Annotated in this window: 19 protein-coding genes, 1 other RNA gene, 1 pseudogene and 3 riboswitches; of the genes and pseudogenes, 13 read left to right on the top strand and 8 right to left on the bottom strand. The window is 63.7% G+C overall.

What is annotated here, in order from left to right; genetic code table 11:
• Nucleotides 1-24 precede the first annotated feature (24 nt).
• Complete coding sequence (gene rnhA / locus ACIQ3Q_RS07590) at nucleotides 25-462, bottom strand: ribonuclease HI (protein ID WP_210807184.1); 438 nt, start codon at nucleotides 460-462, stop codon at nucleotides 25-27.
• Between the two features lie 40 nt (nucleotides 463-502).
• A complete protein-coding gene (locus ACIQ3Q_RS07585; RefSeq protein WP_396268424.1) occupies nucleotides 503-1,330 on the bottom strand; it encodes a class I SAM-dependent methyltransferase in 828 nt (275 codons plus the stop codon).
• Here ACIQ3Q_RS07585 and gloB point away from each other — a divergent pair.
• Both gloB and ACIQ3Q_RS07575 read left to right on the top strand, forming a co-directional pair.
• On the top strand, nucleotides 1,329-2,099 hold the full coding sequence (gene gloB, locus ACIQ3Q_RS07580) for a hydroxyacylglutathione hydrolase (RefSeq protein WP_396268423.1): 771 nt from the start codon (nucleotides 1,329-1,331) through the stop codon (nucleotides 2,097-2,099). The genes ACIQ3Q_RS07585 and gloB overlap by 2 nt on opposite strands.
• Nucleotides 2,096-3,814 (top strand): transglycosylase SLT domain-containing protein, encoded by a 1,719-nt coding sequence (locus tag ACIQ3Q_RS07575; protein WP_396268422.1) that lies wholly within the window; start codon nucleotides 2,096-2,098, stop codon nucleotides 3,812-3,814. Before gloB ends, ACIQ3Q_RS07575 begins: the two co-directional genes overlap by 4 nt.
• Here the strand turns inward: ACIQ3Q_RS07575 and recR are convergent, their stop codons facing one another.
• The 3 genes from recR to dnaX form a co-directional block, all read right to left on the bottom strand.
• The gene (gene recR / locus ACIQ3Q_RS07570) at nucleotides 3,815-4,402 is read right to left on the bottom strand and encodes a recombination mediator RecR (protein WP_396268421.1); all 588 of its coding nucleotides are present in this window, start codon (nucleotides 4,400-4,402) and stop codon (nucleotides 3,815-3,817) included.
• Nucleotides 4,403-4,409: 7 nt separating this feature from the next.
• Nucleotides 4,410-4,736 (bottom strand): YbaB/EbfC family nucleoid-associated protein, encoded by a 327-nt coding sequence (locus ACIQ3Q_RS07565; RefSeq protein WP_396268420.1) that lies wholly within the window; start codon nucleotides 4,734-4,736, stop codon nucleotides 4,410-4,412.
• Between the two features lie 71 nt (nucleotides 4,737-4,807).
• Nucleotides 4,808-6,856 (bottom strand): DNA polymerase III subunit gamma/tau, encoded by a 2,049-nt coding sequence (gene dnaX / locus ACIQ3Q_RS07560; RefSeq protein ID WP_396268419.1) that lies wholly within the window; start codon nucleotides 6,854-6,856, stop codon nucleotides 4,808-4,810.
• A 65-nt stretch (nucleotides 6,857-6,921) separates the two neighbouring features.
• Between dnaX and ACIQ3Q_RS07555 the strand changes: the two genes are divergently transcribed.
• Together ACIQ3Q_RS07555 and ffs are read left to right on the top strand one after the other, a co-directional pair.
• Entirely contained in the window at nucleotides 6,922-8,049 is a 1,128-nt protein-coding gene (locus ACIQ3Q_RS07555; protein ID WP_396268418.1) for an AIR synthase-related protein, read from the top strand.
• A 54-nt stretch (nucleotides 8,050-8,103) separates the two neighbouring features.
• Nucleotides 8,104-8,200: signal recognition particle sRNA small type (gene ffs / locus ACIQ3Q_RS07550), an RNA gene on the top strand.
• 141 nt (nucleotides 8,201-8,341) lie between these two features.
• On the opposite strand, the gene ACIQ3Q_RS07545 is transcribed toward ffs, so the two are convergent.
• Both ACIQ3Q_RS07545 and ACIQ3Q_RS07540 read right to left on the bottom strand, forming a co-directional pair.
• Nucleotides 8,342-10,174 carry an ATP-dependent nuclease gene (locus ACIQ3Q_RS07545; protein WP_396268416.1) on the bottom strand — a complete coding sequence of 611 codons (1,833 nt, stop codon included), beginning with the start codon at nucleotides 10,172-10,174 and terminating at the stop codon, nucleotides 8,342-8,344.
• Nucleotides 10,175-10,474: 300 nt separating this feature from the next.
• Entirely contained in the window at nucleotides 10,475-11,257 is a 783-nt protein-coding gene (locus ACIQ3Q_RS07540; protein ID WP_396268415.1) for an enoyl-CoA hydratase, read from the bottom strand.
• Nucleotides 11,258-11,386: 129 nt separating this feature from the next.
• On the opposite strand from ACIQ3Q_RS07540, the gene ACIQ3Q_RS07535 reads away from it, so the two are divergent.
• The 9 genes from ACIQ3Q_RS07535 to ACIQ3Q_RS07495 all read left to right on the top strand — a co-directional run bounded on the left by ACIQ3Q_RS07535 (nucleotide 11,387) and on the right by ACIQ3Q_RS07495 (nucleotide 22,194).
• Complete coding sequence (locus ACIQ3Q_RS07535) at nucleotides 11,387-12,628, top strand: YjgN family protein (protein ID WP_396268414.1); 1,242 nt, start codon at nucleotides 11,387-11,389, stop codon at nucleotides 12,626-12,628.
• Nucleotides 12,628-13,662 (top strand): M48 family metallopeptidase, encoded by a 1,035-nt coding sequence (locus ACIQ3Q_RS07530; RefSeq protein ID WP_396268413.1) that lies wholly within the window; start codon nucleotides 12,628-12,630, stop codon nucleotides 13,660-13,662. Before ACIQ3Q_RS07535 ends, ACIQ3Q_RS07530 begins: the two co-directional genes overlap by 1 nt.
• 34 nt (nucleotides 13,663-13,696) lie before the next feature.
• Nucleotides 13,697-13,794, top strand: a riboswitch (glycine riboswitch).
• Between the two features lie 19 nt (nucleotides 13,795-13,813).
• Nucleotides 13,814-13,935, top strand: a riboswitch (glycine riboswitch).
• Between the two features lie 44 nt (nucleotides 13,936-13,979).
• Nucleotides 13,980-15,131, top strand: coding sequence for a glycine cleavage system aminomethyltransferase GcvT (gene gcvT, locus ACIQ3Q_RS07525; protein ID WP_396268412.1), 1,152 nt, complete (start codon nucleotides 13,980-13,982; stop codon nucleotides 15,129-15,131).
• Between the two features lie 37 nt (nucleotides 15,132-15,168).
• A complete protein-coding gene (gene gcvH / locus ACIQ3Q_RS07520) occupies nucleotides 15,169-15,543 on the top strand; it encodes a glycine cleavage system protein GcvH (protein ID WP_396268411.1) in 375 nt (124 codons plus the stop codon).
• Between the two features lie 13 nt (nucleotides 15,544-15,556).
• A complete protein-coding gene (gene gcvP, locus ACIQ3Q_RS07515; RefSeq protein ID WP_396268410.1) occupies nucleotides 15,557-18,535 on the top strand; it encodes an aminomethyl-transferring glycine dehydrogenase in 2,979 nt (992 codons plus the stop codon).
• 8 nt (nucleotides 18,536-18,543) lie between these two features.
• A riboswitch (glycine riboswitch) is annotated at nucleotides 18,544-18,638 on the top strand.
• 160 nt (nucleotides 18,639-18,798) lie between these two features.
• A complete protein-coding gene (locus tag ACIQ3Q_RS07510; protein ID WP_396268409.1) occupies nucleotides 18,799-20,097 on the top strand; it encodes a D-amino acid dehydrogenase in 1,299 nt (432 codons plus the stop codon).
• A gap of 33 nt (nucleotides 20,098-20,130) precedes the next feature.
• Entirely contained in the window at nucleotides 20,131-21,522 is a 1,392-nt protein-coding gene (locus ACIQ3Q_RS07505; RefSeq protein WP_396268408.1) for an L-serine ammonia-lyase, read from the top strand.
• Nucleotides 21,523-21,580: 58 nt separating this feature from the next.
• Nucleotides 21,581-21,880 (top strand): type II toxin-antitoxin system RelE/ParE family toxin, encoded by a 300-nt coding sequence (locus ACIQ3Q_RS07500; protein WP_396268407.1) that lies wholly within the window; start codon nucleotides 21,581-21,583, stop codon nucleotides 21,878-21,880.
• A gap of 2 nt (nucleotides 21,881-21,882) precedes the next feature.
• Nucleotides 21,883-22,194: an addiction module antidote protein gene (locus ACIQ3Q_RS07495; RefSeq protein WP_396268406.1), complete on the top strand. Its 312-nt coding sequence runs from the start codon at nucleotides 21,883-21,885 to the stop codon at nucleotides 22,192-22,194.
• Nucleotides 22,195-22,354: 160 nt separating this feature from the next.
• Here the strand turns inward: ACIQ3Q_RS07495 and ACIQ3Q_RS07490 are convergent.
• Nucleotides 22,355-22,528: pseudogene (locus tag ACIQ3Q_RS07490) on the bottom strand (cobyric acid synthase CobQ); the annotation flags it as partial.
• Nucleotides 22,529-22,548: the final 20 nt, after the last annotated feature.

Raw genomic sequence — 22,548 nt, 5'->3', positions numbered from 1 at the left:
TTGACAGTGATGTTGAGTGCGTTCTCAGCGCTGCACTTCAGCAACGCCGCGATTCGCCAGCGCGTCCGCGCGCTCATTGCCTGGGTCGCCGGCATGGCCCTTGACCCAATGCCACGCCACGGTGTGCTGCGCCGCCAATTCGTCCAGCCGCTGCCAAAGTTCCGCGTTCTTGACGGGCTTGTTGTCCGCCGTGCGCCAGCCGCGCTTCTTCCAGTTGTGGATCCAGGTGGTGATGCCGTTGCGCACGTATTCGCTATCGGTATAGATCGCCACCGTGCAGCGCCGCTTCAGCGACGCCAAGGACTCGATGACCGCGGTCAGCTCCATGCGGTTGTTGGTGGTCTGACGCTCGCCCCCCCACAGCTCTTTCTCGTGCCCGCCTGAGCTGAGCCAAGCGCCCCAGCCGCCCGGGCCTGGGTTGCCCTTGCAGGCGCCATCGGTGTAGATCGTCACATCACTCATCGTTGCTCTTTGCTTTGTGCAGCCCCTAGAGGCTGCTGCTTCATTCTTTCAAGGCCCGCCGCCCTGCCACGGCCGGTGCCGCCGCACGCTGCCCCTTGAGCGCGCGCCGCTTCAAACCCACCAAGCGCATGCCCGGCACCCGCTTGACCGCCACCATGATGTAGCTCGCACCCAGCACGGGCCACCAATGCTCGCCCAGGCGGTCCATCCACGCCAAGCGCTCCAACCAAGTGGGCGACTGTACGGGCAGGCGCCAGCAGCCAAACTGGCCATGCTCGATTTCAAAGCCGAGCAGGCGCAGCCAATCGCGAGCCCGCCAGTATCCAATGAACTCGCCCTCGGGCGGCAAAAACAGCGGTGATCGCTTCAAGCCCATGCCTTGGCGCATGCGGCCCGCCCGCTGCCGCAAGGCCCAGGCGCTGGTGGGGTTCAGGCCCACAATCACCACCCGGCCTTCAGGCCGCAATACGCGGGCCACTTCAGCCAGGGCCAAGTGCGGGTCCACAGCGCGCTCCAAGGTGTGCGGCAGCAGCACCAAATCCAGCGATTGCTCAGGGAAAGGCAGGGCCTCCGGGTCACAATGCAAGGTGGAGAGCATGGGCAGCGCTTGCGTGCTGATCAGGCTGTCCGAAGGCTCAGGCACCGGCAGCAACTCGGGCACCACCAACTCGTCTGTCGCCACCCAACGGTGCGGCATTCGGTTGGCCCTTAAGCCGTCCATTTCAGGCAGACCGACCTGCAAGGCATGAAAGCCAAAAAAGTCGGCCACCGCATGGTCCAGACGGTCTTGCTCCCACCGCAGCAAGTACTGCCCGGCCGGCGTGGTGAGCCATTGGCCCAACTCTATAATCGAGTCTTCTCGCGTCATGAATCTGGTCGCACTGCCCGCCTTCTCGGACAACCTCATCTGGATGCTGCACGATGGCTCTCAAGCCTTGGTGGTTGATCCGGGGGATTCGGCGCCTGTGCTCGCCGCACTCACCGAGTGGCAACTGGTGCTGAGTGGCATTCTAGTGACCCATCATCACGGCGATCACACTGGGGGTATTGAAGCCCTGCGTCCGGTGCTCCAGGGTCCTGTGTGGGGGCCAGCCCGCGAGTCGATCCCACAGCCTTTCACACCCTTGTCTGCCGGGCAATCGCTGGAGTGGCAAGGCCTGCGCTTCGAGGTGCTGGACGTTCCCGGGCATACCGCCGGTCACATCGCTTTTTGGGCCCAGCCGGCGGGGCAAGCACCTGTGCTGTTCTGCGGCGACACCATGTTCTCAGGCGGCTGCGGGCGCCTGTTTGAAGGCACACCGGCACAAATGCATCACTCGCTGATGCAATTGGCAGCTTTACCTGCCGAGTCGCGAGTCTGCTGCGCCCATGAGTACACTTTGTCCAACCTGCGATTTGCCTTGGCTGTCGAGCCTGACAACCAAGACCTGCTGCGCTACGTTGACCATTGCACTGCCGTGCGCGAGCGCGGCGAATTTACCCTTCCGTCTTCCATCGGCCTTGAGCGGCTGATCAACCCCTTTTTGCGCTGCGCCCTCCCCGGCCCGCGGCAAGCCGCCCTGCAGCAAGGTGCAGGCAGTGCCGCTGAGGTCGATGTCTTTGCCGCGCTACGCCTCTGGAAAAACAACTTTCGATGAGCTCTCACGCCAACCGCCCAAGCAGCGCCCAACGCCTCACCCTGTCCGTCATCACTGTGGCCACCAGCGCCCTGCTGGGTGCTTGTTCATCGCTGCCGAGCAACCCCTTCGCCGCACCCAAGATGTCGTCGGCAGTGGCCGACAACCCGCGCGTCGTGGTCAAGGCCCCAGGCGCCAATATGCTGCTGGATGCGCAACTGCCGCCAACTGAGCCGCCAGTGGTGTCCATCCCTCTGGGCACGACCAGCCCGTCCGCACCCGTGGCGGCACCGGTGGCAGCCCCGGCCGAGGTGATGGACGCCAAGCCCATCGACCCGCTCAACCCCGATAAGCCCATCAACCTGCAAGACTCAGAGGCCCACGCTGACCTATGGGGCCGCGTGCGCGCTGGCTTCGCGATGCCTGATTTCGAAGGCGACCTGGTGCGGCGCCACGAGCAGTTCTACGCCAGCAAGCCCGACTATGTGCGTCGCATGACGGACCGTGGCGGCCGCTATCTCTTCCATGTCATGGAAGAAATCAACAAGCGCAATATGCCCTCGGAGTTGGCCCTCTTGCCCTTTATCGAGAGCGCCTTCAACCCGCAAGCCATGTCCACCGCCAAGGCCTCGGGCATGTGGCAGTTCATCCCCTCCACGGGTAAAGACTACGCCCTGAAGCAAAACATCTTCCGGGATGACCGCCGCGACGTGCTGGCCTCGACCCGCGCTGCGCTGGACTACCTGGACCGGCTCAACAAGCTCTTTAACGGCGATTGGCAACTGGCTCTGGCCGCCTACAACTGGGGTCAAGGCAATGTCATGCGCGCCATCGCCCGCAACCAAAAGGCAGGCCTGCCCACTGACTATGCCAGCCTGAGCATGCCCGATGAGACCCGGCACTACATTCCCAAGTTGCAGGCCGTCAAAAACATCGTGGCGCGGCCAGAGGCCTTTAATCTGCGTCTGCCGGAGCTGCAAAACCACCCGTACTTCTTGAGCGTGCCCATTGAGCGCGACATCGATGTCGACCTGGCCGCCAAGCTGGCAGGGGTGTCGATGGAGGAGTTCAAGCAGCTCAACCCGCAGATGAACAAGCCTGTCATCTTGGCTGCTGGCGTGGAGCAAGTGCTGCTGCCCTATGACAACGCCAGCCGCTTCGTCAGCAATCTGCGCGCGCATCGCGGCCAGTTGGCCTCCTGGACCGCCTGGGTCGCCCCTCGCACCATGCGCACGGCGGAAGCCGCCAAACAAGTGGGCATGAGCGAGAGCGAGCTGCGGGAGATCAACCGCATTCCGCCCAACATGCTGGTGCGTTCAGGCTCTACCCTGCTGGTGCCCCGCAGCAGCTACAAAACAGCGGACGTTTCTGAGCACTTGGCCGACAACGCCACCATTGCCTTGGCGCCCGATTTGCCACCGATGCGCAAGGTCACCTTGCGCGCTGGCAAGAAGGGTGAGTCTGTGGCCTCGGTGGCGCGGCGCTACAAGACCACGCCCGCGCAGGTGGCGCAGTGGAACAAGGTCTCGCCCGGAGGGCAGTTCAAGGCGGGCAGCGCCATCGTCGTGTATGTGCCTCAAGGGCCGGCTCGCGGGCGCGCAGTGGCGGCCAAGTCGTCGGGTCGTGCGGTCGCAGCCAAGCCCTCTGGCCGAGCCACGGCCAAGGCAGCGCCCACGCGCCAAGCCGCCAAGCCCGTGCGCGTGGCGGCCCGGCCCAATAGCACCGCCAAGCGCTGATCAGCGCCTGTCCACCATCGCATGGGCGATGGTGGAGAGGTCCACATACTCCAGCTCGCTGCCAGCAGGCACGCCACGGGCCAAGCGCGTCACGCGTACTCCCAGCGACTTCAGGCCTTCGCTCAGCACATGAGCCGTCGCCTCACCTTCTGCGGTAAAGCTGGTGGCCAAGATCACTTCTTGCACGCCGCCGTCGGCCGCACGCTCCAGCAAGGCGCGTGCGCCAATGGCCGATGCGCCCACTCCATCCAGCGGGCTGATGCGGCCCATCAACACGTAGTACAGGCCGTGATAGCTGCCGCTGCGCTCTAGCGCCGCCTGGTCGGCCGGGGTTTCCACCACGCACAACACAGACCCATCGCGGGCTGGGTCGGCGCAGACCTCGCACAGCTCATGCTCGGTGAAGGTGTGGCAGCTTCGGCAGTGGTTCACCGCTTCCGTGGCATGCGCCAAGGCCCGTGCCAGTTCCTGCGCACCTGCGCGGTCATGCTGCAGCAAATGAAAGGCCATGCGCTGCGCTGACTTCACGCCCACACCGGGCAAGCGCCGCAGAGCCTGGATCAGCGCCTCAAGAGAGCCTGTGCTCACCGCTCGCTCAGAACGGCATCTTCATGCCGGGGGGCAGCGGCAGGCCTGCCGTCAGCTTGCCCATGCGTTCTTGGCTCACGGCTTCAGCGCGGCGCACCGCGTCGTTAAAGGCCGCAGCCACCAAGTCTTCCAGCATGTCCTTATCGTCGGCCAGCAAAGACGGGTCGATGGTGACGCGCTTGACATCGTTCTTGCAGGTCATCACGACCTTGACCAAGCCGGCACCGGATTGGCCCTCGACCTCCACCGTCGCCAGTTCTTCTTGTGCCTTGCGCAGGTTGTCTTGCATGGCTTGCGCCTGCTTCATCAAACCGGCCAATTGACCCTTCATCATGATGTCTGCCTTTCAGTGCAATAAATGGGAGCTGCGGCTCGCCGCCTCAAGGCTGGCGGCCGCGTGGGTGTTCAGTGAAGTGGCCGAATCGAGCCACTGACGATGCGGGCGGTGCTGAACTGTGCCAAAACGCCCGAGACCAAGGGATCGGTGCGGATAGCGACATCGGCCGCCTGCTGCCGCAAGGCTTGGCGCTCGGCTTCACGCCGGGCCGGGGAATCTTCGGCCACGCCAGCCACCAGCTCCAGCCGTGCCAGGGGCGCGCCTTCAGCCGCGCTGAGCGTGGTGCGCAAGGCCACTTGCAGCTTGTCTTGCAGCGGCGCGGTGCGCAGCGACTCGCGCTCGACCTTCAGGCGCCACACTTCTTCAGCGCCAACGGTTTCGACGGCCACCAACTCAGCCTGCAGCGCCAGTTCTCGGGCCAGTGCGGCGATGAGGCCCGCCGAGGTCATCTGAGCCACCACAGCAGCCCAGCGCTCGCCCAAGGCCGTGTGCTGGACCACCGGAATCACAATGCTGGAAGCGGCCGGCTCGGGCTCAGTCGCCGCAGCAGCCTCGGGCTCGTCCCACACGGGGGGCTCATCCCTGTCCGCCAAGGCAGCAGGCCGGGCGGAGGTTGCGGCTTCAGCCTCGTCCATCCAGGGCGGCACATCGTCCATCCATGGTGGTGGCTCTTCATCGCCGCCCCCCTTGCGGGGCTCGGGCGCTGCGATAGGTGCGGCAGCCCTTGGCGCAGCCGGTGCAGCTTGGACAGGCGCAGGCGCCGCGACCACCGGCGCCGCAGGCCGTGGCACGTCAACCAGAGCAGGGCTCGGCGCGGGTGCCGCAGGAGGGGCCTTAGCGGCCACAGGGGCCGCCACAGGGGTGGCGACAGGGCTCGCCATGGCGGGGCTGGCGGGTGCCGCAGCAGCCACCGCAGCGGCCGACGCCACCGATGCGCCCCCTGTGCCACTTAAGGTCGCCGAACTGTGACCCGCTCCACCGCCCGCCCCCATCGGCCCAGGCCCGGAGGCCCCGCCGTCTTGCGGCGGAAACGCCATGAAGCGCAGCAGCACCATCACCAAGCCCGCGTATTCATCGGGCGCCAAGCTCAGCTCGGCCCGGCCTTGCAGGCAGATGCTGTAGAGCAACTGGGTTTCGTCCGGCGCCAACACGGTGCTCAAGCGGCGTGCGGCCTCGGTGTCGGGGTCGGTAGCGTCCAGGGCGCCGGGCACCATTTGCTCCACAGCCATCTGCTGCAACAGCCGGGCCATTTCTTCCAGCGTGCCGCTGGCCGACAAGCCCTGGCCCCGCAGCGCATTGCACTGCTCCAGCACGCCTCGGCCGTTGCGCTCGGCCAGGGCCTGGATCAAGCGCTCAGCATGGCGCCTGTCCACGCTGCCCAGCATGGCGCGCACGCCTGCTTCTTCCAGCTTGCCGCCGCCGTAGGCGATGGCTTGGTCGCTGAGCGACAGCGCATCGCGCATCGAGCCCCGCGCCGCGCGGCCCAGCAAGCGCAGTGCGCCGGCATCGGCAGGCACGCCTTCCGCGCTCAGCACGCGGCCCAGGTACTCCACCACCGTCTGCGGTGCCATCGGCCGCAGGTTGAACTGCAGGCAACGGCTCAGCACCGTGGGCAGCATCTTCTCGGGGTCGGTGGTGGCCAGCACGAACTTCAGGTACTCGGGCGGCTCTTCCAGCGTCTTGAGCAAGGCGTTGAAGGCGTCTTTGGTGAGCTGGTGCGCCTCGTCGATCATGAAGACCTTGAAGCGGCCCACCGAGGGCTTGTAGGCGGCGCGCTCGATCAGCTCGCGGATCTCGTCGATGCTGCGGTTAGAGGCCGCATCCATCTCGGTGTAATCAATGTAGCGGTCGGCGTCGATCTCGCGGCACGCGGTGCACACGCCGCAAGGCGTAGCGGTGATGCCACCCTGCCCGTCTGGCCCTGTGCAGTTCAGGCTCTTGGCCAGAATGCGCGACACCGTCGTCTTGCCAATGCCTCGCGTCCCGGTGAAGAGATAGGCATGGTGCAGGCGCTGCTGCTCCAAGGCGTGGGTCAGCGCCCTCACGACATGGTCTTGCCCCACCATGTCGGCAAAGCTGTGGGGCCGGTATTTGCGCGCCAGAACGACGTAACTCATGGCGCCGCATTCTACGGGTGCGATCAGCGCCAACCGGCCCACAGGCTGACGGATAATCCCGCGCCATGAATGCATCCGTCCCCCCAAGCCAAGGCGCCACGCTCAGCTACGAGCAAGCCGGTGTCAATTACGACCTGATCGACCCGCTCAAGGTGGCCGCCCAGCGCGCCGCCGCCGCCACCGCCGTCAATGTGGCCGCCCACGGTTTCACCGAGGTGCAGGCCTCGCGCGGCGAGTCGGCCTATGTGGTCGATGTCGGCCCCTTCTATCTGGCCAGCATCGTCGAATGCCTGGGCACCAAGACCCTGGTGGCGGACGAGATAAAGGCCCTGACCGGCCAAAGCTTTTATGCCGGGATTGCCCAAGACACCATCGCCATGGCGGTGAACGACCTGATCACCGTGGGCGCCACGCCCCTGGTGGTGCAAGCCTATTGGGCCGCTGGCGGCAGCGACTGGTTTGGCGACGCCCAACGTGCCCAAGCCTTGGTCGAGGGCTGGAAAAAAGCCTGCGACGTCTGCGGCGTGGCCTGGGGCGGCGGCGAAACCCCGGCCTTGGCCGGCATTGTGGAAAGTGGCCGCATTGACCTGGCCGCGTCTTGCACCGGCATCATCAGTCCCAAGAGCCGCTTGTCGGTGGGCGACGACCTGGCCCCGGGCGACGCCATCGTGCTGCTGGCCTCCAGCGGCATCCATGCCAACGGCCTGAGCCTGGCCCGCAAACTCACCGAGCGCCTGCCCCAAGGCTATTTGACCGAGGTGGAGCCCGGCCTGAGCTACGGCGCCGCGCTCTTGGCCCCCACCGTGCTCTACAGCCCGGTGACGGAAGCCCTGGCAAAGGCGGGCGTGACGGTGCACTACAGCGCCAACATCACCGGCCACGGCTGGCGCAAGCTGCTGCGCCACCCCAGCAAGATGACCTACCGCATCCACACCGTGCCGCCCGTCACGCCGGTGCTGAAGTTCATCCAGCAACACGCGCAGCAAGACGACCGCGAAGCCTATTCCACCCTCAACATGGGCGCAGGCTTTGCGCTGTTTGTGAAGGCCGAAGACGCTGAGCGCACCGCCCAGATCGCCCGCGACGCCGGCGTGCCCGCCTGGGTGGCTGGCCGCGTGGAAGCAGGCCCTAAGCAGGTCATCATCGAGCCGATCAACGTCACCTTCGGCGAAGACGACTTGGCCCTGCGCTGAATTTTTGGGGTGCCCAAGCCGGGGAACCCCGGGCCGTCACCTACAATCCGCCCTGACGGGCCTCCTCGCATGGAAGCGCGGCCAACCGGGTCAGGTGGGGAACCAAGCAGCCCTAACCGTTGTAACCAGTGCCGAGATCAGGCTCGTCACCCTCGTCAAAAGCCAGTCCGAAGTGACTGGCTTTTTTCTTTTTGCATCGCTTGGCTTACGCATCACAACGAGTCACGCCATGCCCGCAAGTTTTGCTCTGCCCGAACCCCGTGGATATCACTAGGAGGCGTAAGCCACTAGGTCACTCAACGGCCAAAGTGTTCAGATTTGCCGGTACCGTCTCCTCATGCCGTTGCGCTGGCGTGAAGAGCTCCATTAAGAGGTTCAAATTCTCCCGAACCTCTTTCTCTGCCGGAGCAGATAACTCGGCATGTTCAATCAAGCGATGCAATTCCCCTTTCTTGAGCAGCATGCTGCCACCGATTTTGTCTTTCAATCTACGGAAAAATTCCTCGGCGAAGATACTCAACTTTCGCCGAGCAGTTTGAGTTTCCCAGACCAAGCGAGCAGCTTCACCAGACAAAGCAAGCCAGACTTCATAGTCAGTCTGACTGCCATCGAAAACGAATTCCACCAAAACTCCCCGCAAAGCATCCTCAACTGCCTGATGCGCTTCAGAACTAAAAAGATCGTCTGATGGGTAACATTGGAGGGCGTAGCGGCGCAATAAGTCTGGAGTAATAAAGTAGTTTTCAGCCTCGTATCTTCGCCAAAATCGAATTCGCAATGTGCCGTAGTCCCGGTCTTGCCGATCCCTTCCGTCGTTATCCAAGATAGCCAATCCCTTGAGGTCAGGCAGCAGATTGCGCAGACCATTGAAATGATTGAGTGGAGTCTGGCCGAAGCCACCCTCTACACGCTCCAACTCGGAATCAGTATCTTGTTGAGGATGATTGTCTTGTATATAAAAACTGTTTATTCGCTCATCCCACACTTTCGATACTGGATGGTTCAATCGCTCTGAAAGCCCACGAAGCATATCTACATCTGTGCCGCCCTCGACATACAATACGTAACCCCGTTCACGGGCCTTTACATAATGCTCTGCACCAAAATAAGTAAGGTTATTTCGTATGTCTTGTTTGTTGGCCAAGTTATCCGCCTCACCATCCAATAGCAAGGTCAAGTTAGTTTCTAAAGCCTCGCCCAGAATTACTTCTGAGTGGGTCACCATCACGACCTGTGAATCATTCTCACTGGCAATATCTCGCAGCAGCACATAGACTTGTTTCTGCCGCAAAATCTCTAGGTGCGCATCGGGTTCATCCACCAGCAAAACACAACGCTTGTGTGAATACAGGTACGCAAATACAAGCAGCATTTGGAGCATACCTCGACCACTCGAGGAAATGTCTAGGGCCTCCTTGACACCTCCTTGGCGGTAGCTCAAGGTGATACCACCCCGACTTGTCTCTGCAGGAACCCCCAACTCGATCTGAAAGAGGCGCCGCATTAGTTGGACAACCCGTTCCCAATCCTCTGTCGAAGACTTTGCCACTGCGAGACAGAGGTTACGCAACACATCTGCAGTACGCCCTTCACCCAATAGCACCTCCACCCGGCCTGGCTGGAGAATAGGCTCATCCGTATCAAGGCCCGACATAGGATACAGCAACTCAACCTTCAGGCTAGCCGCGTACTTTATTAGGTCCAAATCACCGATGATTGAGTCGTCAGGCGAGCAATACACTAACTCATCGCCTTTGCTTCGAAACCGCATGGCAACCGGCCGAACACGACCTTCGACCTCTACACCTACTGTAAGGATCATTGGAATGTCCTTTGTGCCTTTGCGCACTTGGGTGTTGTGCCAAAAGAAACGTGTTCGGGTAACCGGCACCGCCACAATGTTGAGTCGGTTCATCGAGGTTGCAGTGCGCTCCTTGGCAGACGAGTCTTTGCGCACGTCATACCAAGTTCGCACAGACTGGGACCAAAGCGCCAAAGCCTGGATGGCGCTTGTCTTGCCGCAATTGTTTGGTCCAATCAATACAGCCGGGTGATCTAACTCAATTCGCTGCTTGTCGCCAAAGCGCTTGAAATTCTCGATTTCGATGTAATGAAGTAGGCGCATGCAGATGACTTTCTTCGCAATTTACTTTTAACCTAAAGCACTGTAATGTGCTCACGCTGGGGTATGTAGATCAATACAGAAGCTTTTAGCAGAAAAACCCATCCTGCTGCACCAGCAACTCTGCACAAGGCAATTGTCCAGCAGGAAAGAGAGAAGAATCAGCACCAAACAGGACAAATGCAGAGTGGGTGCATTGAGGTCTGTGCACAAGTCATCGAGCCTCAAAAACCGATGCCGTCGCGCATCCTTGAACCGTCACAAAGAGAATTGTGAACCTGAGAGACACCGAATTGCTAAGAATCACCACTCCGGCTTCCTCTTCTCAATAAACGCCTGCACCCCCTCCAGCGCGGTGGGCTCCATCATGTTGCAGGCCATGGTTTGGCCGGCGTCGACGTAGGCGGCGTCCATGCCGCTTTCTAGCTGGCGGTAGAACAGGGCTTTGCCCAGGGCCACGGCTTCGCGGGGTTTGGCGACGATGCTGTCCACCAGTTTGGCAACTTCGGCGTCCAACTCGTCGGCAGGGACCACGCGGTTGACCAAGCCTCGGCGCTGAGCCTCGGCCGCCGAGATGAAGTCGCCGGTGACCAGCATCTCAAAGGCTTGTTTGCGGCCCATATTGCGCGAAAGCGCCACGGCCGGGGTGGAGCAAAACAGCCCCAGGTTGACGCCGCTGACGGCAAAGCGACAGTGGTCAGCCGCCACGGCCAGGTCGCATTGGGCCACCAGTTGGCAGCCTGCGGCTGTGGCAATGCCCTGCACCTTGGCCACCACGGGCACAGGCAGGCGCTGGATGCTCATCATCACCTTGGCGCATTGGCCAAACAGGCTGCGGTAGTAGTCGGTGCTGGGCTCGGCGCGCATCTCGCGCAGGTCGTGCCCCGCACAAAAGGCCTTGCCCGCAGCGGCCAGCACCACCACGCGCACGCTGGCGTCGGCCTTTAGGGCGTCCAAGTGGGTTTGCAACTCGGCCAGCATGGCCTCCGACAGCGAGTTGAAGGCCTCTGGGCGCTGCAGGGTCAGGGTCACCACGCCGCGCGCGTCGTCGCTGCGTTGAACCAAAGTTGTCTCAGTGCTGGTCATCAGGGCTCCAATGCGCGTCTTAGGGAGGCCTGGATTTCACCACGCTGTCCCGGGCGAGAGGCCTCCTAGAATCCCTCGTTCGATCAAACCAATAGGGGCGCAGGGAGCGCCAGACACGAGGAGAGAACCTTGGAAAGAACAGAACCCCGCTTTGGGTGGGATGACAATGCCTTTGCGCCAACGCAATTGACGGGCGATCAGGACCATGGCCCCCGCGCGGTGGACTTGCGCTTCACTGGCACCGGCAGCGAGTACTTCCGCATCTGGATCGTTAACTTGCTGTTGATTGTGGTCACCGCCTCGCTGTACTGGCCTTTTGCCCGCGCCAGGCGCTTGGCCTACTTTCAGGCCAACACCGTGGTGGACGGGCAGCCGCTGGGCTTTCATGGGGACCCGTGGAAGATGTTCCGCGGCTACATGATCATGCTGGCACTGGCGATTGTGTATTCCATCGCCTCGAACGCCTCGCCCACGGCGGCGCTGGTGTCGGTGGCGGTGCTGGCCCTGGTGTGGCCTGCGTTGTGGCGGGCGTCTATGCAGTTTCGGCTGGCCAACACCAGTTGGCGCGGTGTGCGCTTTGCGTTCAAGGGCAGCTTGGGCGGCGCTTATGGCGCCATGTTGCCGGCGTTTTTGCCCTCGGTGGTCTTGGTGGGCTTGGCCTCATTCATGGGTGGGCCGGGTGAAGACGGCACGCTGACTGAAGCCCAATCCGAGCGCCTGGGCGTCTGGATGGGCCTGAGCATGTTGGCCTTCATGCTGGCCCTGCCCTGGGCGCTGGCGCGCATCAAGCGCTACCAGCACCAGAACTACCACTACGCGGGTCAAACCACCCAACTCACCGCCAGCACGGGGCAGTTCTATGTCTTGGCCTTCAAGCTGCTGGGCGTGACGCTGGCGCTGGGCGTCGCGGCCGTGTCCCTCATTGCGATGGTCGCACTGTTGGGCGGCGGGCTGGCGTGGATCACCGGCATTCATGGAGGCGGCGGCAAGGTCTCGGCAGCTTTGGTCGCCATCACCGGCTTGGCGGTGGCGGGCATTTATGTGGCGAGCTTCTTCATCGTGGGGCCTTATGGTGTCTCGCGCCTGCAAAACTTGGTCTGGGGCCACACTCGCAGCGCCGACATCCGCTTTGACAGCCACTTGCGCCTCTTGCCCCTGGCGGGGCGCACCGCCTTGAACCTGTTCTTGACGGCCATCACCTTGGGGCTATACCGCCCATTTGCCGTGGTGGCCATGACCAAGCTGAAGCTAGAAGCCGTGAGCATTGAGGTGACAGGCTCCGTCGATGACTGGGTGGCGGAGAGTCATCAAATGAATGACGCTGCGGGCGACGCGGCCGGGGACTTCTTCGGCATTGATATGGGCTTGTGATGCCACTGTTGAACACCACTTACTACGACGGCCGCAGCCCCAAGGCCTGGCCGGTCACGGCCGAGCTGCAAGGGCAGGCGCTGGTGATTGAGGGCGAAGGCCAGCAGCACCGCGTGCCCTTGGCTCAGGTGCGCTGGCCCGAGCGCCAGCGCTATGGCGCGCGCTTGTGCTACCTGCCGGGTGGCGGTTTGCTGTGCCATGAGGATGGGCCCGCGTGGGACGCCTGGGCCCAGGCCAGCGGGCGCAAAGAGCCGCTGGTGGTGACCTGGATGCAAAGCTGGCGCGCCGCTGTGCTGGCCGGGCTGGCCTGCTTGGCCTTCATTGCGGTGACTTGGGTCTGGGGCATCCCTTGGGCGTCCAAGGCGGTGGTGGCGGTGGTGCCGGCCAGCGTGGAGCGGCATTTGGGCGATAGCGCCCTTTCCAGCATTGAAAGCGCCATGCTCAAGCCCAGCAGCTTGCCTGCGGCCGAGCAAGAGGCCATCCGCCAGCGCTTTGCCAAGGCCGTTGCGGCGGCTTATCCGCCAGGGGAAGCACCGGCCTATGAGCTGCACTTCCGCTCCGCCGACAAAGCGGGCTTAGGCCCGAATGCCTTTGCCCTGCCCGGCGGCCACATGGTGTTGACGGACGAGCTGGCCGAGCTGCTGAAAGACCAACCCGACGCCATCACCGGCGTGCTGGCCCACGAGTTGGGTCATGTGCGGCACCGTCACGGCCTGCGCATGGTGGTGCAAACCAGCTTGCTGGCCTCGCTGATCAGCGTGGTGGTGGGCGATGTCTCGAGCCTCTTGGCCACAGTGCCCGCAGTGCTGACCGAGCAAGCCTATTCACGCGAGGCTGAGCGCGAGTCGGACCAAGAGTCTGTGGACATCCTGCGCAAAGCGGGGATTTCGCCCTCGGTGATGGTGGTGTTTTTTGAGCGGATTGAGGCCTGGCGCCAAAAGAAGACGGGGGACAGCGGCGTGGATTTGCCCATTGCCTTGTCCAGCCACCCCAGCGATGAAGAGCGCGTGAATTTCTTCAAAAACGCCAAGTAGGAGAGCCCGCCTTCTAGGCTCTAGCGATACAATCGCCAGCTTGTCAGGAGAGAGCCCTTTTGTCACCACGAGGGCCGCCGAAGGCGCAGAGGGCCACCTCGAACGCTCAGGCAAAAGGACTGACAAGCGGCTGGCCGCCAACTTAGGCTAGCCGTTCCTCACTGGAGAGAGGCGCCTGTCGGTTTCACCGAAAGGGCGTCCACCGAAGGGGCAAGCGGGGCCGTCATCCACGGCGCTGTCAATCTCTCAGGTAAAGCGGACAGGGGGGGCCAACGTGTACCAGACCGGTTTCGTAACGCCCCTTGAGAGACTCTGCCATGTCCGCTGCCTCCACTGCTGACGCGCTGCTGCACACCCCGCTGCACGCCCTCCACCTTGAACTCGGCGCCCGCATGGTGCCCTTTGCGGGCTATGCCATGCCCGTGCAGTACCCCAGCGGTTTGATGGCCGAACACAAGCAGTGCCGCGAATCGGCCGCGCTGTTCGATGTCTCTCACATGGGCCAGTTGCGCCTTATCGGTGCCGATGCTGCCGCTGCCCTGGAAACCCTGGTGCCCGTCGATGTGATCGACTTGGGCGCAGGCAAGCAGCGTTATGCCTTTTTCCCCAATGAACAAGGCGGCCTGCTGGACGACCTGATGATCACCCGCCCCGGCGCGGACGCCGTGGGTGACTTTGGCGACCTCTTCGTGGTGGTCAACGCCGGCTGCAAAGACCAAGACATTGCCCACCTGCAAGCCCACATCGGCAGCCGCTGCGAGGTGCGACCCCTGCCCGAGCGCGCCCTGCTGGCCCTCCAAGGCCCCAAGGCCGTAGACGCCCTGGCCCGCCTGAACCCAGGCGTGAAAGCCCTGACCTTCATGACGGGCGGCCGCTTCACTGTGGCCGGTGCTGATTGCTTCATCACTCGCTCCGGCTACACCGGCGAAGACGGCTTTGAGATCTCCGTCCACGAGACCCAAGCCATCGCCCTGGCACGCGAGCTGCTGGCGCAGCCCGAAGTCCAGGCCGCTGGCCTGGGTGCCCGCGACACCTTGCGCCTCGAAGCCGGCCTGTGCCTCTACGGCCACGACATCACCACCACCACCACGCCGGTCGAAGCCGCGCTGACCTGGGCCATCCAAAAGGTGCGCCGCGCCGGTGGCGCACGCGCGGGGGGCTACCCCGGCGCTGCCGTGATTGATGCGCAACTGGCCGCAGGCCCCAGCCGCAAGCGCGTGGGCCTGGTGGGCGCAGAGCGCGCCCCGGTGCGCGAAGGCGCAAAGATCGTAGACGCCAATGGCCAAGAGCTGGGCGTCGTCACCAGCGGCACGCTGGGCCCCACGGTCAACACCCCGGTCGCCATGGCCTATCTGCCCATCAGCCACACGGCCGTGGGCACCCAAGTCTTTGCCGACGTGCGCGGCAAAAAGCTGCCGATGACGGTGGCCGCCACTCCCTTTACACCCAACCGCTACTACCGCGGTTGATCAACCGTTCCACCCACACACCCACCGGAGCCTCACCATGTCCGTCAAGTTCACCGCCGACCACGAATGGATCAACATCGCCAACGCTGACGCTGCTGTCGTCGGTATCACCGTGCATGCGCAAGACGCGCTGGGTGACGTGGTGTTTGTGGACCTGCCCGAAGTCGGCAAGACCTTCAACAAAGGCGAGATCGCCGGCGTGGTGGAGTCCGTCAAGGCCGCCGCTGACATCTACATGCCCGTGACCGGCGAAGTCGTCGAGGTCAATGAAGACCTGCGCAACGACCCCGCCCTGGCCAACACCGACCCGCTGGGTGCCGGTTGGTTCTTCAAGGTCAAGGTCGGCGCGCCTGCCGAGCTGGACGGCCTGATGGACGCCACCGCCTACGACGCCTTGCTCAAGACCCTGTAATCCGCCTGCCGCCATGACCACTGCCCTGTCGCCCTTGGCTCGCCTTGAGACCGCCACCGAGTTCGTCGCCCGCCACATCGGGCCCTATGCCGACGACGAAGCCCAAATGCTCAGCGTCATTGGCGCTGCGTCGCGCGAAGCGCTGATCAGCACCATCGTCCCCGCCAGCATCCGCCGCCCTGCCCCCATGGACATGCCACCCGCCGTGGGCGAGGCCGCAGCGCTGGCCGAACTGAAGGCCGTGGCGGCCAAGAACAAGGTGCTCAAGAGCTTCATTGGCCAGGGCTACTACGGCACGCACACGCCGGGCGTCATCTTGCGCAACATCTTGGAGAACCCCGCTTGGTACACGGCTTACACGCCCTACCAAGCTGAGATCTCGCAGGGCCGCATGGAGGCGCTGGTCAACTTCCAGACCATGATCTGCGACTTGACCGGCATGGCCATGGCCAACGCCAGCATGCTGGACGAAGCTACGGCGGCGGCCGAGGCCATGACCTTGGCCAAGCGCAGCGTCAAGTCCAAGAGCAACACGCTGATCGTGGCGGGCGATTGCCACCCGCAAACCATCGAGGTCATCCGCACCCGCGCCGAGCCGCTGGGCCTGGAGGTCAAGGTGGGCTTTGCGCCCCAACTGATGGCCGAGAGCGACTACTTCGCCGTCATCTGCCAGTACCCCTCCACCACGGGCTTGGTGCACGACCTCAAAGAGCATGTGGACGCAGCCCACGCCAAGGGTGCGGCCTTCATCGTCGCGGCCGACCTGCTGGCCCTGACCCTGCTGGTGCCCCCGGGTGAGTTTGGCGCCGACATCGTGCTGGGCAACACCCAGCGCTTTGGCGTGCCCATGGGCGCGGGTGGCCCACACGCCGCCTATATGGCCTGCCGCGACGAGTACAAGCGCTCCCTGCCCGGCCGCCTGGTGGGTGTGAGCGTGGACGCCCACGGCAACCCCGCCTACCGCTTGGCCCTGCAAACCCGCGAGCAGCACATCCGCCGCGAGAAGGCCACCTCCAACATCTGTACCGCCCAGGTGCTGTTGGCGGTGATGGCCAGCATGTACGCGGTCTACCACGGTCCCGAAGGCCTGACCCGCATCGCCCAACGTGTGGCGGCCTACACCGCCATCTTGGCCGCAGGCTTCAAGCGCTTGGGCCTGAAGGTCGTCACGCCCGTGGCCTTTGACACCCTGACGATTGAAACCGCCGAGCGCACCGACGCCGTGCAAGCCCGCGCCGTTGCCGCTGGCGCTAACCTGCGTCGTCTGTCGGCCACCCACCTCAGCGTATCGCTGGATGAAACCACCACGCGGGCCGACCTGGAAGCGCTGTGGTCTTGGTTCGCCGCTGACGGCGCCGCCCTGCCCACCGTGGCCGAGTTTGAGCAGCACACCGAGAGCCTGATCCCGGCCCACCTGCGCCGCAGCAGCGCCTTCATGACGCACCCGGTCTTCAACAGCCACCACTCTGAAACCGAGATGCTGCGCTATATCCGCAGCCTCTCCGACAAAGACTTGGCGCTGGACCGCAGCATGATCCCGCTGGGCTCTTGCACCATGAAGCTCAACGCCACCAGCGAGATGATCCCCATCACCTGGCCGGAGTTTGCGCATCTGCACCCCTTCGCGCCGGCCGACCAATTGCAAGGCTATGCGCTGCTGAACGAGCAGCTCACCGCCTGGCTGTGCCAAGCCACCGGCTATGCCGGCATCAGCCTGCAGCCCAATGCCGGCTCTCAAGGCGAATATGCTGGCCTGCTGGCGATTCGCGGCTGGCACCTCTCGCGCGGCGATGCCCAGCGCACCGTCTGCCTGATCCCGGAAAGCGCCCACGGCACCAACCCCGCCTCGGCCCAAATGGTGGGCATGCAAGTGGTGGTGGTGAAGTGCGACACCAACGGCAGCGTGGACCTGGCCGACCTGGAAGCCAAGTGCACCCAGCACGCCGACAAGCTGGCCGCCATCATGATCACCTACCCCTCGACCTACGGCGTGTTTGAGCCCCGGGTCAAAGAGCTGTGCGCCATGGTGCACCGCTTTGGTGGCCGGGTGTATGTGGACGGCGCCAACATGAACGCCTTGGTCGGTTTGGCTGCCCCCGGCGAGTTTGGTGGCGACGTGAGCCACCTCAACCTGCACAAGACCTTCTGCATCCCCCACGGCGGTGGCGGCCCCGGCGTAGGCCCCGTCTGCGTGGTGCAAGATTTGGTGCCCTTCCTGCCCGGCCATGCTGCGGCGCGGCAGGCCTCAGCCTATGATGGCGCGGTCGAGCCGACGCCGGGCCGCCCCAAGGCGGCGAGCGCCCCCTCGGGGGGCAGCGCAGCGCCCGAAGGGCCAAGCGTGGGGGCCGTCAGTTCTGCCCCTTTGGGCAATGCGGCCGTGCTGCCCATCAGCTGGATGTACATCCGCATGATGGGTGCCGAAGGCCTGAAGGCGGCCACCGAAGTGGCCATCTTGAGCGCCAACTATGTGGCGGCTCGCTTGAGCGGCCACTACGACATTCACTACAGCGGTGGTCACCAGGCCATCAAGGGCGGTGGCGTGGCGCACGAGTGCATTCTCGACCTGCGCCCCCTGAAGGACAGCAGTGGCATTGGTGCTGAAGACGTGGCCAAGCGCCTGATCGACTACGGCTTCCATGCGCCCACGCTGAGCTTCCCGGTGGCCGGCACGCTGATGGTGGAGCCCACCGAAAGCGAGCCCAAGGCTGAGTTGGACCGCTTCTGCGACGCCATGATCGCCATCCGCGAAGAGATCGCCAAGGTCGAGCGTGGCGAGTGGCCGCGTGAAGACAACCCGCTGAAAAACGCTCCCCACACCGCAGCCAGCCTGATGGCCGCTGACTGGGCCCACGCCTACACCCGCGAGCAAGCCGCCTACCCGGTGGCCAGCCTGCGCCAGGCCAAGTACTGGAGCCCGGTGGGCCGCGTGGACAACGTTTACGGTGACCGCAACCTGTTCTGCTCTTGTGTGCATATGGACGCTGCTGAATAATCCACTGTCGTCGCGTATCGGGAGAGCTCCACCTTGCAACAAGGTGGGCGCCGAAGGAGCAACCGCCCCGGAAACTCTCAGGCCCCAGGACCGATCTGCGACCCGCACTCTGAAGAGCGGCCGGAACTCGTCATCCGGCCCACCGCAGGAGCAAGCCTTAAGCGCCACGCTGGGGTGAATCTCTCAGGTACCAAACAGAGGGGGCCTCGTCACCACACGGTGTGGTGGCGGGTCTTCTTGTTTGACGCTCTTGAGGTGCTCTCATGTCCCCCTCTTCCTTTCGCTCAGCCAGCAGCGCTTCCTCCGGAACTAAGCGGCACATCTTGGTCATCGGCGGCGGCATCACCGGCGTCACCAGTGCCTATGCCTTGGCCCGCCAAGGCCATCAGGTCACCCTGATCGAGCAACACCGCTACGCCGGCATGGAAACAAGCCATGCCAACGGCGGCCAGCTCTCGGCCTCCAACGCCGAAACCTGGACCCACCCCTCCACCTTGCTCAAGGGCCTAAAGTGGATGCTGAAGGCCGATGCGCCGCTGCTAGTGAACCCAAAACCGAGTTGGCACAAGCTATCGTGGTTTGCCGAGTTTGCAGCCGCTATCCCCAAGTACCGCGAGAACACCATTGCCACCGCTCGCCTGGCCATTGCCGCGCGCGAGCACCTCTTCAGCTGGGCCGAGGCCGAAGGCATTGACTTCGACCTCAAGAAGCAAGGCATCCTGCACATCTACCGCGACAAAGCAGGCTTCGAGCATGCGGCCCAAGTCAGCAAGTTGCTGGCCGAAGGCGGCCTGCCACGCCGGGCTGTTACGCCTGAAGAAATGCGCGCCATCGAGCCCACGCTGGCGGGTGACTACTACGGTGGCTTCTTCACCGAGAGCGACAGCACCGGCGACATCCACAAATACACCCACGGCCTGAGCCTGGCCTGCGCCAAGCACGGTGTGAGCCTGCGCACCGGCCAAGCCGTGAGCCGGGTGCAGAGCGACGGCCAAAGCGCCCGCGTGACCCTGGCCGATGGCGAAGTGATCCAGGGCGACGCCGTGGTGGTTTGCGCCGGTGTGCACAGCCGCGCCATCGGGGCGCAGTTGGGCGACAGGCTCAATGTCTACCCCGTCAAGGGCTATTCCATCACCGTGATGTTGAGCGACGAACAAAGCCAAGCCGCCGCGCCCCAGGTGAGCCTGCTGGACGACGAAACCAAGCTGGTCACCAGCCGCTTAGGCGCTGACCGCTTCCGCGTGGCCGGCACTGCCGAGTTCAACGGCTTTAACCGCGACATCCGCGCCGACCGCATCAAACCCCTGGTGGACTGGGTCAACCAATGCTTCCCTGGCGTCAGCACCCGCCGGGTGGAGCCCTGGGCGGGCTTGCGCCCCATGATGCCGGACATGCTGCCGCGCGTAGGCCCCGGCCGCCTGCCCAATGTGTTCTACAACACCGGCCACGGCCACTTGGGCTGGACGCTGTCGGCCATCACCGCCCATCAGTTGGCAGGACACGTCGCGCAGTGGGAAGATGCCAACGCAACGCGGCCAGTAGCCCGGCCAGCGCTGGCCTGAACCCCGCATCAGCACAACACTCAGGAGACACACATGGCGGTTTCGGTTTTTGACCTGTTCAAGATTGGCATCGGGCCTTCCAGCTCCCACACGGTGGGCCCGATGCGCGCCGCCCGTCTGTTTGGCCTGAGGCTGCAAAGTGCGGGGCGGCTGGCGGAGGTGGCCCGCGTGCGCTGCTGGCTCTATGGCTCCTTGGGGGCCACCGGCAAGGGCCACGGCAGCGACAAAGCCGTACTGCTGGGCCTGTTGGGTGAAGAGCCTGACCAAGTGGCCGTGGAGCGCATTGATCCACTTCTGGCCGAGATTCGATCCAGCGGCCAACTGGCCCTGATGGGCAGCCAGCGAATCGCCTTCAAAGAGGCCGAAGACTTGCTCTTCATGCGCCGCGAGACCCTGCCCTTCCATGCCAATGGCATGCGCCTGGTGGCCTATGACGCAGCAGGCCAAGAGCTGGAAAACCGCACCTACTACTCGGTGGGCGGCGGCTTTGTGGTGAGCGACGAAGTGGCCGCCGACGGCAGCAAACAAAAGGTGATCGCGCCTGATGCCACCGTGCTGCCCCTGCCCTTCAAGAGCGGGGACGAGCTGCTACAGGTATGCCAGCGCGAAGGCCTGTCCATCGCCCAAGTGATGCGCGCCAACGAACGCCATTGGCGCACCGATGAAGAGATCAACGCCGGCCTGATGCGCATCTGGACGGTAATGCAAGCCTGTGTCACCCGGGGCTGCAGCACCGACGGCATCTTGCCCGGCGGCTTCAAGGTGAAACGCCGCGCAGCCCAGCTCTACCGAGACCTGACGGCCAACCCCGAGGCAGCCCTGCGCGACCCGCTGCAGGTGATGGACTGGGTCAACCTCTATGCCCTGGCCGTCAACGAAGAAAACGCTGCCGGTGGCCGCGTAGTGACTGCGCCCACCAACGGGGCGGCCGGCATCGTGCCTGCGGTGCTGCATTACTACACCCGCTTTGTCCACCACAGCAATGACCAAGGCGTGGCCGACTTCCTGCTCACCGCCGCCGCCATCGGCATCCTTTACAAAGAAAACGCCAGCATCTCCGGCGCCGAAGTGGGCTGCCAAGGCGAAGTGGGCGTGGCCTGCTCCATGGCCGCCGGTGCCCTGGCCGCCGTGCTGGGCGGCACGCCGGAGCAGGTCGAAAACGCCGCCGAGATCGGCATGGAACACCACCTGGGCCTGACCTGCGACCCCGTCGGCGGCCTGGTGCAAATCCCCTGCATCGAGCGCAACGCCATCGCCTCCGTCAAAGCCATCAACGCCGCCCGCATGGCCCTGCGCGGCGACGGCACCCACCACGTCAGCCTCGACAAAGTCATCAAGACCATGCGCGACACCGGCGCGGATATGAAGACGAAGTACAAAGAAACCGCGCGTGGGGGGTTGGCGGTGAATATTGTGGAGTGTTGAGGGGTGCGATGCCTTGCTCTCGATTGACAATCTGTAATCATTCGATCACAGTTCGCTCATGACCTACACGGTGAAACAACTCGATGAGTTCGCCACCTGGCTCAAGAGCCTCAAAGATGGGCTGACCCGGCAACGCCTCATCAAAAGGCTCCGGAAAGCCCAGCTTGGCAACTTAGGCGATGTGGAGTCTGTGGGTGAAGGCGTGTTCGAAATGCGCGAGCATTTCGGGCCGGGCTGGCGTATGTACTACGTCCAACATGGCGAGGTGCTGATCGTGATGCTGGGTGGTGGAGTCAAGGCAACGCAGCAGACTGACATTCGGCGTGCCATTGCATTGGCGAAATCGTTGGAGGATTGACGATGACCAAGAGGATCAAGGTGTCCGAACTTCCCGAGTTCGATGCCGCAGAGTTTCTGAACAGCGAAGAGGAGATTGCCGCCTACCTGACCACCGTTCTTGAAGAGAACGACCCCGCTTTGCTGGCTGCGGCTATCGGCGATATTGCTCGTGCGCGAGGCATGACTCAGGTTGCCAAGGATTCCGGCATTGCGCGTGAAGCCCTTTACAAGGCACTTCGACCTGGCAGCGAACCGCGCTTCGAAACCATCCGCCGCGTCTGCGCCGCCTTGGGCGTGCGCCTCGTGGCACAGCCAATGAATCTGGCACGTTGACGAACGTTAGAGACAGCTCCGGCTTGAAACCTTGATGCCAGTGACCTGCCCCTCTCCAGCCCTGCCATCCCGCCCAGCGCAGCAATGCGGCCTGGGCGGCCGGCTCGTCGAACAGGCCGTGGACATAGCTGCCCAGCACTTGGCCGTCGGCTGAGCAAGCGCCGTCGGGGCGAAAGCTGCCGTCCGCGTCGCGCAACAGGGCTGAAGGTTGCTGCAAAGCCGGGCCAGTGCTCACGCCGAGGTGAATTTCATAACCTTGGAGTTGAGCCTGATCGCCCGCCCAAGCGCCGCAGAGTTGGCCCTGCACTTGGCGGAGCTGCTTTTCAACGGCCAGGGTGGTGTGCATGTCCAGCA

It is taken from the genome of Ideonella sp. (genome assembly GCF_044358605.1).
In the GTDB taxonomy this organism is placed as follows: Bacteria; Pseudomonadota; Gammaproteobacteria; order Burkholderiales; family Burkholderiaceae_C; genus Ideonella.
This window is presented reverse-complemented; position numbering and strand designations above follow the sequence as displayed.